The sequence below is a fragment of the Acinetobacter pittii ANC 4050 genome (genome assembly GCF_000399685.1).
GTDB classification, from domain to species: domain Bacteria; phylum Pseudomonadota; class Gammaproteobacteria; order Pseudomonadales; family Moraxellaceae; genus Acinetobacter; species Acinetobacter pittii_E.
In genome coordinates this window covers 2,306,089-2,318,713 of the sequence record NZ_KB976987.1, presented here as the reverse complement: position 1 = coordinate 2,318,713, position 12,625 = coordinate 2,306,089, and the positions used below count along the sequence as shown (strand labels likewise).

At 39.1% G+C, this 12,625-nt stretch carries 13 protein-coding genes; 8 read left to right on the top strand and 5 right to left on the bottom strand.

The window, feature by feature from the left end:
• The first annotated feature begins 1 nt into the window (after position 1).
• From nuoM to F931_RS14685, 4 genes are all read left to right on the top strand, one after another.
• Positions 2–1,600 (top strand): NADH-quinone oxidoreductase subunit M, encoded by a 1,599-nt coding sequence (gene nuoM / locus F931_RS14700; RefSeq protein WP_002120006.1) that lies wholly within the window; start codon positions 2–4, stop codon positions 1,598–1,600.
• Between the two features lie 2 nt (positions 1,601–1,602).
• Entirely contained in the window at positions 1,603–3,096 is a 1,494-nt protein-coding gene (gene nuoN, locus F931_RS14695; RefSeq protein ID WP_016142090.1) for an NADH-quinone oxidoreductase subunit NuoN, read from the top strand.
• A gap of 100 nt (positions 3,097–3,196) precedes the next feature.
• The gene (upp, locus tag F931_RS14690; protein WP_002120045.1) at positions 3,197–3,832 is read left to right on the top strand and encodes a uracil phosphoribosyltransferase; all 636 of its coding nucleotides are present in this window, start codon (positions 3,197–3,199) and stop codon (positions 3,830–3,832) included.
• A 115-nt stretch (positions 3,833–3,947) separates the two neighbouring features.
• Positions 3,948–4,241 carry a cold shock domain-containing protein gene (locus tag F931_RS14685; protein ID WP_016142089.1) on the top strand — a complete coding sequence of 98 codons (294 nt, stop codon included), beginning with the start codon at positions 3,948–3,950 and terminating at the stop codon, positions 4,239–4,241.
• Positions 4,242–4,260: 19 nt separating this feature from the next.
• Here F931_RS14685 and gigC read toward each other — a convergent pair whose 3' ends face one another.
• Complete coding sequence (gene gigC, locus F931_RS14680) at positions 4,261–5,145, bottom strand: LysR family transcriptional regulator GigC (RefSeq protein ID WP_009393857.1); 885 nt, start codon at positions 5,143–5,145, stop codon at positions 4,261–4,263.
• Positions 5,146–5,231: 86 nt separating this feature from the next.
• On the opposite strand from gigC, the gene fpr reads away from it, so the two are divergent.
• A complete protein-coding gene (gene fpr / locus F931_RS14675; protein ID WP_016142088.1) occupies positions 5,232–5,993 on the top strand; it encodes a ferredoxin--NADP reductase in 762 nt (253 codons plus the stop codon).
• A gap of 49 nt (positions 5,994–6,042) precedes the next feature.
• On the opposite strand, the gene F931_RS14670 is transcribed toward fpr, so the two are convergent.
• Positions 6,043–6,462: a hypothetical protein gene (locus F931_RS14670; protein WP_171067949.1), complete on the bottom strand. Its 420-nt coding sequence runs from the start codon at positions 6,460–6,462 to the stop codon at positions 6,043–6,045.
• Positions 6,463–6,752: 290 nt separating this feature from the next.
• Between F931_RS14670 and F931_RS14665 the strand changes: the two genes are divergently transcribed.
• The 3 genes from F931_RS14665 (at position 6,753) to F931_RS14655 (ending at position 9,206) form a co-directional block, all read left to right on the top strand.
• Complete coding sequence (locus tag F931_RS14665; protein ID WP_005803268.1) at positions 6,753–6,980, top strand: hypothetical protein; 228 nt, start codon at positions 6,753–6,755, stop codon at positions 6,978–6,980.
• Between the two features lie 225 nt (positions 6,981–7,205).
• On the top strand, positions 7,206–8,906 hold the full coding sequence (locus F931_RS14660) for a mechanosensitive ion channel (RefSeq protein WP_016142086.1): 1,701 nt from the start codon (positions 7,206–7,208) through the stop codon (positions 8,904–8,906).
• A gap of 129 nt (positions 8,907–9,035) precedes the next feature.
• The gene (locus F931_RS14655; protein ID WP_016142085.1) at positions 9,036–9,206 is read left to right on the top strand and encodes a hypothetical protein; all 171 of its coding nucleotides are present in this window, start codon (positions 9,036–9,038) and stop codon (positions 9,204–9,206) included.
• A gap of 12 nt (positions 9,207–9,218) precedes the next feature.
• Here the strand turns inward: F931_RS14655 and F931_RS14650 are convergent, their stop codons facing one another.
• The 3 genes from F931_RS14650 to hlyD form a co-directional block, all read right to left on the bottom strand.
• Complete coding sequence (locus tag F931_RS14650; protein ID WP_016142084.1) at positions 9,219–10,418, bottom strand: BaiN/RdsA family NAD(P)/FAD-dependent oxidoreductase; 1,200 nt, start codon at positions 10,416–10,418, stop codon at positions 9,219–9,221.
• Between the two features lie 117 nt (positions 10,419–10,535).
• Entirely contained in the window at positions 10,536–11,417 is an 882-nt protein-coding gene (gene dcyD, locus F931_RS14645; protein WP_016142083.1) for a 1-aminocyclopropane-1-carboxylate deaminase/D-cysteine desulfhydrase, read from the bottom strand.
• Positions 11,418–11,482: 65 nt separating this feature from the next.
• Positions 11,483–12,616: an HlyD family secretion protein gene (gene hlyD / locus F931_RS14640; protein WP_016142082.1), complete on the bottom strand. Its 1,134-nt coding sequence runs from the start codon at positions 12,614–12,616 to the stop codon at positions 11,483–11,485.
• Positions 12,617–12,625 lie beyond the last annotated feature (9 nt).

Sequence of the window (12,625 nt, the reverse complement as noted above, 5' to 3'; positions counted from 1 at the left end):
AATGGAAAACAATTTAATTTTACCCGCGCTGATCCTTGTTCCGTTCATTGCCGGTTTTATTTGTTGGTTAGTCGATAAACTCGACAAAACTTTGCCACGTTGGATTGCCTTAATTGGTATGCTCATTACTTTGGGCTTAGGTCTTGCGCTTTGGCAAAGCGGAACTTATAGCTACGAGTTGGGTTCTAAAATCCCAACTTGGTCTGCTGAGTTCTATTTACCGTGGATTCAATCACTCGGTATTGGCATTCACTTAGCTGTGGATGGTTTATCTCTACTCATGGTGTTATTAACAGCGTTACTTGGTGTACTTGCTGTTGGTTGTTCATGGGGCGAGATTCAAAAGAACGTTGGTTTCTTCCATTTAAACCTCTTATGGAGTTTAGGTGGCGTTATCGGTGTATTCTTAGCGATTGACTTGTTCTTGTTCTTCTTCTTCTGGGAGATGATGCTTGTACCAATCTACTTCTTGATTGCGTTATGGGGTCATAAAGGTTCAAACGGTCGTTCACGTGTTTATGCTGCGACTAAGTTCTTCCTTTACACTCAGATTGCTGGTCTAGTGATGTTAATCGGTATCCTTGGTCTTGTGGTTTATGGCTACATGATGACAGGCATGATCGGTTTCGATTACAACTATTTATTAGCTGTAGCTAACCACTTACCTGCAGGCTTAGCATACGGTTTCATGATCTGTTTCTTCATCGGTTTTGCGGTGAAGTTACCAGTATTCCCATTACACGGTTGGTTACCAGATGCGCATGCTCAAGCACCTACAGCAGGTTCTGTAGACTTAGCGGGTATCTTGATTAAAACAGCTGCGTATGGCTTGCTTCGTTTTGTTATTCCATTCTTCCCGACAGCTTCTGCACAATTTGCAGACATTGCGATTATTTTCGGTTTGATTGGTATTTTCTACGGCGCATGGTGTGCTTATCAGCAAACTGACATGAAACGTTTACTTGCGTATACGTCGATTTCACACATGGGCTTTATTTTACTTGCGATCTACGCAGGTAACATTTTGACCTTCCAAGGCCTAATGATCATGATGTTGGCACATGGTTTGTCATCAGCTGCATTGTTCATTATGTCTGGTCAAATCTACGAACGTTTACATACACGTGATTTACGTTTAATGGGTGGTCTTCGTGGCCAGCTTCAGTACTTGCCATTTTTCTTAATGTTCTTCGTTGCTGCTCTTGTAGGTGTGCCGGGTCTAGGTAACTTTATTGGTGAATTCCTGATTTTGATGGGTTCATTTAATAAATATCCTGTCTTCACGATTCTTGCTTCTATCAGCCTTGTATTCGCAGGTTTATATGGCTTGATCTTGATTCACCGTGCTTTGTTTGGTGAACCAAATCCTGAACAAAAGCAACATTACACTAGTCCATTGAAAGACTTATCTGCTCGTGAAGTTGGTATTTTGATGATTTGTGCGATTGGTCTCGTTTGGCTTGGTATCTACCCACAAACATTCTTGGATGTATCTCATTCAAGCATGCAGTGGTTGGTCAATAGTTATGTGCCAGTACAAGAAGTCGTTGAAACTGTTCAGCAAACAGCTACTCAACTTGACCATGTGGAGATCCAATAATCATGAACTTCACAGTATCATACTCTACGCTTATGCCTTTAACTCCGGTGATGATTGTTGCTTTGACAACAATCGTCGTCATGTTGTTAATTTCTATTAAGCGTAATCATAATTTAATCGCAACGACTTCTGTTGTTGGTTTAAACCTCGCTGCACTTTATATTTTATTTGCAGTATTTGGCGGTAAGTTTGTACCGGCAAATGTGATGGGCATGTTTATGGTTGATCCATTTACCATGTTCTATCAATTTATGATTTTGATTGCGGCATTGGCTTGTTGTACTTTGTCCCACGCCTATATCGAAACTTATAAAGACAACCGCGAAGAGTTATACCTTTTGTTACTTGCTTCAGTAGCAGGTGCAATGTTGATGGTTGCAAGTTCTCACTACGCGTCGTTCTTCATTAGCCTTGAGTTAATGTCGATTCCTGTATATGGCTTACTTGCTTATACGTATCAACGTAGTAATTCACTTGAAGCGGGTATTAAATACCTTGTACTTTCAGCAACAGCTTCTGCAATGTTGTTGATGGGTATGGCATATATCTATGCATATACTGGTTCGCTTTCATTCTATGATTCTGTACAAGCATTATTTGAAGCAATCAAACAGCCAATGGTGTTATTAGGTTTAGCACTTATTATCTTTGCTGTTGCATTTAAATTGTCGCTTGCGCCGTTCCATAAATGGACACCGGATGTATATGCAGGTGCACCAGCACCAATGGCAACTTTCTTAGCAACTGCTGCTAAAGTTGCAACAATTGGTTTATTCGTGCGCTATATGCTTGCTTCAGGCGCAATGATGGTGAACTCGTTAGTAACTATTTTGACAATCATTGCTGTATTGTCGATTTTGGTTGGTAACTTACTCGCTGTTCGTCAAGTTAACTTAAAACGTATTCTTGGTTATTCATCTATCGCTCATTTTGGTTATTTGTTAATTGCTTTAATTAGCATGACTTATGCAAGCTTGGGCAGCGTAACTGTATATGTGGTGTCTTATGTATTAACAACTATCGGTGCCTTTGGTGCGGTAGCGTTAATGTCTAGCCCATATAACAACGTAGATGAAGCGCAAAGTCTTGCTGACTACCGTGGTTTGTTCTGGCGCCGTCCAGTACTTACAGCAACTTTAACAGTCATGATGTTGTCTTTGGCTGGTATTCCATTAACAGCAGGCTTCATTGGTAAGTTCTTGGTGGTAATGGCAGCTGTAACAACTCAGCACTGGTTCTTAGCTGCAATGATTATTGTGGGTAGTGGTATTGGTTTGTACTATTACTTACGTGTGATGGTTGTCATGTATATGACACCACCAGAAACTCCTCGTATTGATGCAGATGCTCATTGGGGACAAAAAGTGGGTGGTTTAATGGTATTGGCTGCTGCTGCATTAGTTATTATTCTGGGTGTTTACCCAGATCCAATGATTAATTTGGCATTAAAAGCAGAAATTTTATCTCCATTACATTTCATGCTTTCACAACAGTAAGTCTGGTGTACAAAAAAGCCTCCAAAACTGGAGGCTTTTTTTTATTGAGCATTAAAAAAAGATTATAATAAATACGTTTTTATATTTTTAGGTAACATCTGTGGCCATTCAAGAAATTCGTCACCCACTTATTCGTCATAAATTAGGTTTGTTACGTCGTGCTGATATCAGTACCAAGAATTTCCGTGAGCTTGCTCAGGAAGTGACTATGTTATTGACGTATGAAGCAACAAAAGATTTACCAGTTGTGGATTGCGAAATTGATGGATGGGCTGGAACTGTTACTACACAGCGTATTGCTGGTAAGAAAATAACGATTGTACCGATTTTACGTGCCGGAATTGGTATGTTGGATGGTGTACTTAATCTGATTCCAAGCGCAAAAGTGAGTGTTTTAGGTCTTGAGCGTAATGAGGAAACTTTAGAAGTTCGTACTTATTATAAAAAACTAGTTCCAGATGTCGCTAACCGTCTTGCGATGATTATTGATCCAATGTTGGCAACAGGTAATTCTTTAGTTGCTGCTATTGATGTGTTAAAGGCGAGTGGTTGTAAAGATATCCGTGTTATGGTGTTAGTTGCCGCTCCAGAAGGTGTTGCTAAAGTTGAAGCAGCTCATCCAGATGTGCAAATTTATACAGCATCTATTGATAATGGCTTAAATGAACAAGGTTATATTGTTCCTGGCTTGGGCGATGCTGGCGATAAAATTTTTGGTAGTGTACAAAAAGATTAATTTTTTGAAATCGTAATAAAAAGAGACTTCATTAAACCGTATAATTTTAAAACGGAATCGTGAGTCTCTTTTTTATTTACCGCAACAACTGGATTGGAAAAGTAGGGGAAAGATCATGAAGCAAGAGTTTTATACTGGATGGGTAAAACAATATAACCCTGATAAAGGGTTTGGTTTTATTGAAACTACTGAAGGAGATATTTTCTTTCATATTTCTGATTTCCCTGCATCAGAGGGCGAACCGAAAAGAAATGAAAAAGTAAGATTTCTTGCCGCAGATAATCAGGGCAAATTTAAAGCGATCAAAATTGAGCGTGTTGACCCAAATCCTGCGAAAACCAAGAAAAATAAAATTGCGAATCACAATAAAGCGATCACAAGCGAATTGTTGTCAAATTTTCGACGTTAATGAATGAAAAGATCAGGTTTTAAACCTGATCTTCACAAAATTGTAAGAATGCTTTGAGGCCTGGACCCTGATACTTTTGACGGTGTACCAACATATAAAGTGGGCGGGTAAGCTGCCAGAATGGCGTATCTAAAATCACTAATTGACCCTTTTCAATTAGAGGTTCAATAGCAAGTTTAGAAATACATGACATACCTAAACCACCAGCAACAATTTTTAAGATTGCTTCATTGTGACCAAGGGTGAGGCGAATATTCGCGTCTGGTAGATCTTGCAATATAGCGTTATCAAATACTTCACGCGTTCCTGAACCTTCTTCACGTAAAATCCATTCGACTTGAAGAAAATCATGAGCTGTTAAAGGTCTATTTAAGCGTGCTAATGGATGATTTGGGGAACAGCATACTGCAAGCTCATCATCACGCCAATGGATACATTGGAGCTGAGGTAAGTGGCATGATCCTTCAATTAAAGCTAAATCAAGTTGGAATTGATTAACTGCTTCAATCATTTGGCGTGTATTGCCTACCTGTAATTGTAAATGCGCTTTAGGATGATGCTGTAAAAAGTTTGCCATTAAATCTGGCATGAGGTAATCACTAATCGTTAAAGTGGCCCCAATACGTAAATCAATGCTTTGTAATTCACCTTTTGCAGCTTGTTCAAAAGCTTCACAGCGACCTAATATTTCTAGGGCTTGTGGTAATAAAAAGCGACCTAAATCATTAAGCTGTAATCGTTTACCTAAACGATCAAATAGAGGAGCACCAAGCCCATCCTCTAAATCTGCTAAAGCCATACTTGCTGCACTTTGCGTCAGTCTGACCGCATCACTGGCTTTAGTGACAGTTCCTTCTTGAGCGACTGCTACAAAAACAGCCAACTGGCGTAATGTCATGCGCATGTTTAAAAAGCCTTAACGTTTAAAAGTATTCATTATTTCGGCTGTCATGCTAACATGAGCGCACTATTTCATGCCACGTTGAAATCATGTCAATTGAAAAATTTAGCGTAGAAAAAGTTTTATCTGTACACCGCTGGACCCCAACTCTTTTCAGTTTCACCATGACTCGCCCTGCACATTTTAAATTTACGGCTGGGCAATTTGCACGTATTGGGTTGAAAGTTGGAGAGGAGCTTGTTGTTCGTGCTTATTCGGTTGTCTCCTCACCGTTTGATGAAACGCTTGAATTCTTTTCGATTGTAGTGCCCGACGGCGCATTTACATCAAATCTTCAACATCTAAAAGTAGGTGATGAGCTTTACTTAGAAAAAATACCTTATGGCTATTTGACCTTAGCTCGCTATCAACAACCTTTACCACATGATTTATGGTTACTGGCAACAGGTACAGGTTTAGCTCCATTTTTATCGATGCTACAAGACTTTGAAACTTGGTCTAATTATCAAAAGATTAATTTGGTTTACAGTGTCCGTACTGAAGCTGAATTAGCGTATGTCGATCGTATTCAAGAGATTGCTGAAACTTTTGGAGAAGGGCACAATGGTTTTAAATTTATTTCAATTATTACCCGTGATCCATCTGCACCGTTACATGAGCGTTTACCAATTTTGATTGAAAATGGTGAACTAGAAAAATCTGCTGGTATAGAACTGAACCCTGCCACTAGCCATGTCATGCTTTGCGGAAATCCGCAAATGGTAGATGACACTAAAGAGGCTTTAAAACGACGTGGTTTGACGATGAATCGTCGAGGTGAGGGAAATATTGCGGTAGAAAATTACTGGTAATAAATCTTATTTTGGAATTACTTAAAAATTAATTTTATGGATATGTTTATTAGTGGACAAACATATCCATAAATTCGCGAATTTCTGCGATTGCACTATCTACATCAGTTGAAAGCCAAGTTGGTTCAAAAAGACCTGCATAATGTTCCAAACGATCTTGAGGGACAACTAAGCGAACAGGGCAGTCTTCTTCAAGCAAACGCCAAGGTAAAATCGGAACTTCATTGTCCAAAAAAATATTGATATTACGAATATCAACAATCATGGCATTAATGCAGTCAGGAAACGGCATGACGGAAAATTCTTCAGTACGGCGACGAAAATACTCTAAATCACCCCATTTGAGTTCATAACTTGGTTTATTAAATTCAATAATACCAATGAGATGTTCGTCTCTCGTCTGATGTAAATAACATTGATGTGTGACGTCAGTGTCGAGATCAAGTGTTACGTTTTGCTGACGATACATCATAAAATAGAGCAGCTTTAAAACAAGGGGGCTTATTATAGCCTATTTTATAAAAAGTGAGCGCTAAAACATATTGTATTACAAATAGAACATTGAAGAAGCTGGGGCATAACTCATCATTATTTTTTAAGGGTAAAATAATTTCGCCTAAATTTTATACTGTTTTTATGATTTTAATAGTAGAGTTTTGCAACCACAGACACCTTAGCATAATGCTTTTTCACACAATGCAACAAACCAAATTGCTATGATGATTATAAAGTTAATGATAAAAGAAGAGGGGAAAGAAGATGCATGATTTTTCAAAACCACCTCATGTGACGAGTCCTGAAGAAACTGCGAAAAAAAGAAGATTGCCAGTTTACATTTTAATTATTGTTGGGCTTTTTCTTATTGCATTGATCGTCTACATGGTTGCTGATCACAGCAAAACACCTAAAGAAGAAGCCGCTTTTCAACATGAGGCCACACCACATGTCATTAAGAGCACTTCAGATTTGAATATTTATAAAGGGTAATAAGCTAACCAGTATATCTTTATAGAAAGCCTTTAGGACGTGACCTGAAGGCTTTTTTTGCAACCTTTTGCATCAATTTGTTGTATTTATGCAGAACTGTGTTGATTAGAAAATATTCAAAACATAAGGTGAGATAGACCGCATTCATCGTCATTTTTAACAACGAAAAGTGTTTTTCATTATTGATAGCACTGAAAAGAACATAACAATTGAGGACATAACAATATGAATGAATTTTTTGATGGGCCTCGCGGCGCTCAGTTTGATGCGATGTATTACTGGGATCAGTTTCATCCTATTTTAGCTGCAATCGTCATCTTACTGGTAGGCTGGATAATTGCTTTATTGGTTGCGGCAGGTGTTAAAAAACTTCTGCAAAAGGTAAATACCAATGCAAAATTATCTTCAGCAACTGGGCGTACTCCAAATATAGAAGGCCTTATTTCAAAAGTCGTATTCTGGTTTATTTTAATCTTAGCTGTTGTCGCAGCTCTCAATGTACTTAACATTAGTGGAGTAAGTGGCCCGTTCAGCAATATGGTGAATCAGGTACTTGTCTATATTCCAAATATTATTGCTGCTGTTGTGGTAGGTTTTATTGGTTGGATCGTTGCTCGACTGGTGCGAGCAGGGGTGACCAATGTCTTATCGCGAACTCAACTCGATGATAAGTTAAGCAGCGAAGTGGGTGTAGGTGGAATTAGCCAAAACATTGGTGAAATTCTTTACTGGCTTGTATTGTTACTTTTCCTTCCGATTGTTCTTTCAATACTAGGATTAACAGGCTTACTGATTCCAGTTCAAAATATGGTAAATGACGCCGTAGCGTTCTTACCAAATATCTTTATTGCTGGCGTTATCGTTTTTGTTGGTTATATCTTGGCAAAAATTGTACGCGGTATTGTTGAAGGTTTGGTAAATAGCTTAGGTGTTCAGGCCCAAGCTGAAAAAATTGGTCTTTTCAAAAACTCTAATGTAGGCAAATTCTTAGGTTCATTTGTTTTTGCAATCATCATTATTACCACGTTGATTGTGGCATTTGAAGCTTTAGGCATTGAGACAATTTCTCAGCCAGCGACAGCAATGCTTAATGAAATCTTGCAGGCAATTCCAAATATTATTGCTGCTGGTTTAATTCTACTGGTTGCTTATATTGTTTCTCGTTTTGTTGGCCGCTTAGTCGCTGAATTAATTGCAGGTACAGGTGTTGATGAAATTCCTGCAAAATTAGATGTACAACGCTTTTTAGGTGAAACTAAAGTTTCTAATGCAGTTGGCTGGCTAATTGTATTCTTTACGATGCTGTTTGCAGTTTCTGAAGCTGCGGATCGTCTTGGTTTCGATCAGATTAGTGGTCTAATCGCAATGTTTATCCATTTCGGTGCAAACATTCTATTGGGCGCAGTAATCTTGGTTATTGGTTTCTGGCTTGCCAATGTTGTGGCAAACGTAGTTCAACGTGGTGAATATAATAGCTCGCGTTGGTTGGGTAGTTTAGTTCGTGTGCTAATTATTGGTCTAGTACTTGCGCTTGGTTTAAGAGCGATGGGTATTGCGGATTCAATCGTTAATCTTGCATTTGGTTTGACTCTAGGCGCAGTTGCAGTTGCTTTCGCTCTTGCATTTGGTTTAGGTGGTCGCCAACCAGCTGAAAGACTATTGAGTGATTTGTTAGATAAAGCTAAAAAAGAAGCTAACGAACCAAATCCTCTGTATCAACCACCTTCTACTACCACTACGAGCACTCCATCTGCCGGTAATTCATCTGCAACGACTACTTCGTCAACATCTACAATTGCACCGACGACAACTTCACCGTCAACCGTGTCATCTGATGCAAAACCAGCTGATTCTGCGCAAGTAAATCCAGCACAACCACCAGTAAATAAACCGTTTGGATCTACTGGAGAAAATGACGAAATTTAGTAGATGAAACTAATTTTTCAGATAAACAGTACAAAAAATCTTTGATTTTTGTGATAAGTTCGACCACTCTATATTGAGTGGTCGTCCTTTTTTGGGCCGTTATAAAAACAAATAAGTGAGGAAAATACGATGAAGAAACCAGGTCGTTTTTTAGCACCGATTGTCATTGCGGGAATTACCGTAGGTTTTTTAGCAAGTGCTTATAAATTTGTCTTTAACAAATCTAATTCATCAAAACAGACAACAACTCATACGCGTAATTCTGAAAATTCGTCAAATGATTCGAAAGCATCAAATTAGCTTCTTTGTCATTTAAACATATTGTGCTGCTGCATAAGCGGAAGACCAAGCCCATTGGAAGTTATAACCTCCTAAGTGGCCAGTCACATCAAGTACTTCGCCAATAAAAAACAGACCTTTTTGCTTTTTACTTTCCATGGTTTTGGAAGATACTTCAGTTGTATCCACTCCCCCTAAAGTAACTTCAGCAGTACGATATCCTTCTGTACCTGATGGTTTAACAGTAAAACCATGTAGCTGTTCGGCAATATGATCTAACAGTGCATCACTGATATTACCAATCGCTGTTTCACTCTGCTCGCTCCAGATGAGTTGCTGTAACTCTTGGACAATACTTTTCGCGGTAAACTCGCTAAGAAGTGTACGTAATAGAACTTTGGGTTGCGCTTTCTTTTTATCTTTTAAATAAGTTGTTAAATCTTGGCTTGGGAAAAAGTCAATTTTGAAGCTTTCTCCCGAGTTCCAATAGTTTGAAAGCTGCAAAGAACTTGGTCCACTTAAACCACGATGCGTAAATAATAATGCTTCAGTAAAGCTATTTTTCGAGTTACTGAGTGTCACATCTAAAGCATTACCACTTAGACGTGTAGTGACCTCTTTAATATGATCTGAAAAAGTAAATGGAACTAAACCTGCACGAGTTGGGTAAACCTGATGTCCAAACTTTTGTGCCAGTTCATAGCCAAACCCAGAACCACCAAGAGTCGGAATAGATAAGCCGCCTGTAGCCACCACCAATGACTCACAACTAAACCGACCTTGGTTAGTGTGTACAGTAAAACCGCCTTGTTCTAAAGGGTCAATCTGGACAGCTTCACATTGGGTTTGAATATCAACATTGTTGGTTTTATTGCATTCACTCACCAGCATTTCTAAAATTTCTTTAGCGCCATTTAGCGTGAATAACTGTCCGTGTTTTCGTTCTTCATAAGCAATTTTATAATCACATACCAAACCAATAAAGTCCCAGTTGCTATAGCGTGATAGGGCAGAAATAACAAAGTGTGGATTGTGAGAAATATAGTTGTCAGGTTCTACATACAAGTTAGTAAAGTTACACTTACCGCCACCTGACATTAAAATCTTTTTACCAATTTTATTGGCTTTTTCTAAAATTAAAACCGAGCGCCCTCGTTTAGCAGCATGTGCAGCCAACATGAGTCCAGAAGCACCTGCACCTAAGACAATGACATCGACATGACTGTTAGACATAAGAGATTCTCGATTAATCGTGAAAATTTAAAAGGGGCATATACTATCATGCCGAGCCTTAGTCGTGCTAAAGACATTTACCGCTGTGGGTAATAATACGACCTGAACATAAGTAAGTTATTGATGTGATTTATTTCTTATATCTGCCTGTAAACCACCTGAGTGGATTGCCAGAATGCGAGTTCCCTCAGCAAAGTAATTATTTTTTATAAGATCAAGCAGACCAAACACCATCTTTCCCGTATAGATCGGTTCAAGTGGTACGGCATGTTGCTCTTCAAAATTTTCTATAAATGCCAATAGCTCGGGTGAGGTTTTTGCATATCCGCCACAGCAGTATGCATCTGTGAGCAACCAATTTTGTTTTTTGGTCCATTGCCGAATTTCTTGTTGTAAAAAATCACCTTTTAGAGCCGAAAATCCTAAAACCTTTTGATGCGATGCACTTCGCTCAATGAGCCCTGAAATCGTTCCGCCAGTACCGACTGCACAGCAAATTACATCATATTGCTCTAAATCGCTTTGACTGAGAATTTCCTGACAACCTTGAACTGCCAGTTCATTGGTACCGCCTTCAGGAATAATGAAAGTTTCAGGATATTGATGGTGTAATTGTTGAAGATAGTTGGCATCATCTCGTAATCGATATTCATGGCGTGAGACAAAATGTAGCTGCATTCCTAAGCTTTGGACTCTTGCTAAGGTTGGATTAAGAGGTTTGTCAGCTAACTCTTCTCCACGAATAATGCCTATACTTTTTAAACCAAAAAGATGAGCTGCATAGGCCGTTGCGGCAATATGATTGGAATAAGCCCCACCAAAAGTCAAAATACTTGATAAATTTTGTTGTTTTGCGGCAAGCAAATTGTATTTCAATTTGAAAAACTTATTGCCCGAAATTTGAGGATGAACTAAATCTAATCGCTTAATGTCGAGATGAACAGATGAGGGGAGTCCAATGTGTTGACAGGAGATAGGCTGGGCAATGTGATCAAACATTAGAAATTGAGAAAAATAATGATTGATCACATTGTAGCTTTTTAAATAGAGCTTTAAAAAGCTGTTTACGAACTTGTATCGACAGAAGTAACCACTGACATGCCAGGGCGTAAATGTTCCATTCCTTCCTGATTTGGATCAATGGTAATACGTACCGCAATTCGTTGAACCACTTTGGTAAAGTTTCCTGTTGCATTATCAGGCTTTAACACACTGAACTCAGAACCCGCGGCAGGTGAGATCTGTTCAACATGTCCTGTAAATTTTTTATGTTTCATGGCGTCGACTGTGAACCATGCTTTTTGACCAATTCGCATATTAGCAATTTGGGTCTCTTTAAAGTTAGCGATTACCCAAGTTTGCTGTGGGATGAGGTAGAGTAATTGGGAGCCTGCTGCTACATATTGCCCAACACGAGGGTTCACCTCACCAAGTTGACCATCCATTGGAGCAACAATGACACTGTAGTCTTTGGTAGTTTGTGCCTGATCTAATTGTGCTTTAGCGCTGGAAACTTGCGCTTCTAAACCTGCTTCTGCGACTTGTGCCGTTTTAAGCGCTTCTTTGGCAACTAAAACATTAGCCTCTGCCTGTTTAAGTGCTGCAAGGTTATTTTCAGCATCTGCAGCAGCTTTATCTTGTTCAGATTTAGAGGCTGCTCCGCTATTTCCTAACTGTTGATAGCGTCTAAGTTGGGCTAAAGAGAGATCATATTGAGCTCTAACTTGTTCAACTTTGGCTTGTGCAGCCACAATATCAGCTTGTTTTTGAGCAATGGACTGGGTTTGATTGGCTAAAGTATTTTTAGCTTGTTCAACACCTGAGGCCGCTTGCGCTACTTTTTGGTCATAAGTAGTGGCATCGATATGCATGAGGACTTGACCCTTTTTGACATGGTCAAAGTCCTTAACAACTACATCCTTTACGTAGCCATTAATTTGTGACGATAAAATCGTTGTCTTACCTTTTACATAACTATTGTCAGTTTGCTGAACACTCGTTGCGAAAGGTCCGATTCTCCATGCCCATAAAATCACTAAAATACCGACAATAAGAACACCTAACATCCATAATAAAGTTGAGCGTTTTGTCGGAATCAGTTTACTTGCAGGTGCAGGTGCAGGTGCAGATGCAGGTGTTGGCTCGTTGGCAGGTGCCTGAGCAGGGGTATGTTCCGGTTTGTTTTGATCATCTGACATATATCAATC

Coding starts and splice junctions, on each gene's coding strand:
- F931_RS14665 (WP_005803268.1), top strand. CDS start 6,753: ATGCATGATTTTTCAAAACCACCTCATGTGACGAGTCCTGAAGAAACT.
- F931_RS14670 (WP_171067949.1), bottom strand. CDS start 6,462: ATGTATCGTCAGCAAAACGTAACACTTGATCTCGACACTGACGTCACA.
- F931_RS14685 (WP_016142089.1), top strand. CDS start 3,948: ATGAAGCAAGAGTTTTATACTGGATGGGTAAAACAATATAACCCTGAT.
- hlyD (WP_016142082.1), bottom strand. CDS start 12,616: ATGTCAGATGATCAAAACAAACCGGAACATACCCCTGCTCAGGCACCT.
- dcyD (WP_016142083.1), bottom strand. CDS start 11,417: ATGTTTGATCACATTGCCCAGCCTATCTCCTGTCAACACATTGGACTC.
- F931_RS14655 (WP_016142085.1), top strand. CDS start 9,036: ATGAAGAAACCAGGTCGTTTTTTAGCACCGATTGTCATTGCGGGAATT.
- nuoN (WP_016142090.1), top strand. CDS start 1,603: ATGAACTTCACAGTATCATACTCTACGCTTATGCCTTTAACTCCGGTG.
- F931_RS14650 (WP_016142084.1), bottom strand. CDS start 10,418: ATGTCTAACAGTCATGTCGATGTCATTGTCTTAGGTGCAGGTGCTTCT.
- nuoM (WP_002120006.1), top strand. CDS start 2: ATGGAAAACAATTTAATTTTACCCGCGCTGATCCTTGTTCCGTTCATT.
- fpr (WP_016142088.1), top strand. CDS start 5,232: ATGTCAATTGAAAAATTTAGCGTAGAAAAAGTTTTATCTGTACACCGC.
- gigC (WP_009393857.1), bottom strand. CDS start 5,145: ATGCGCATGACATTACGCCAGTTGGCTGTTTTTGTAGCAGTCGCTCAA.
- F931_RS14660 (WP_016142086.1), top strand. CDS start 7,206: ATGAATGAATTTTTTGATGGGCCTCGCGGCGCTCAGTTTGATGCGATG.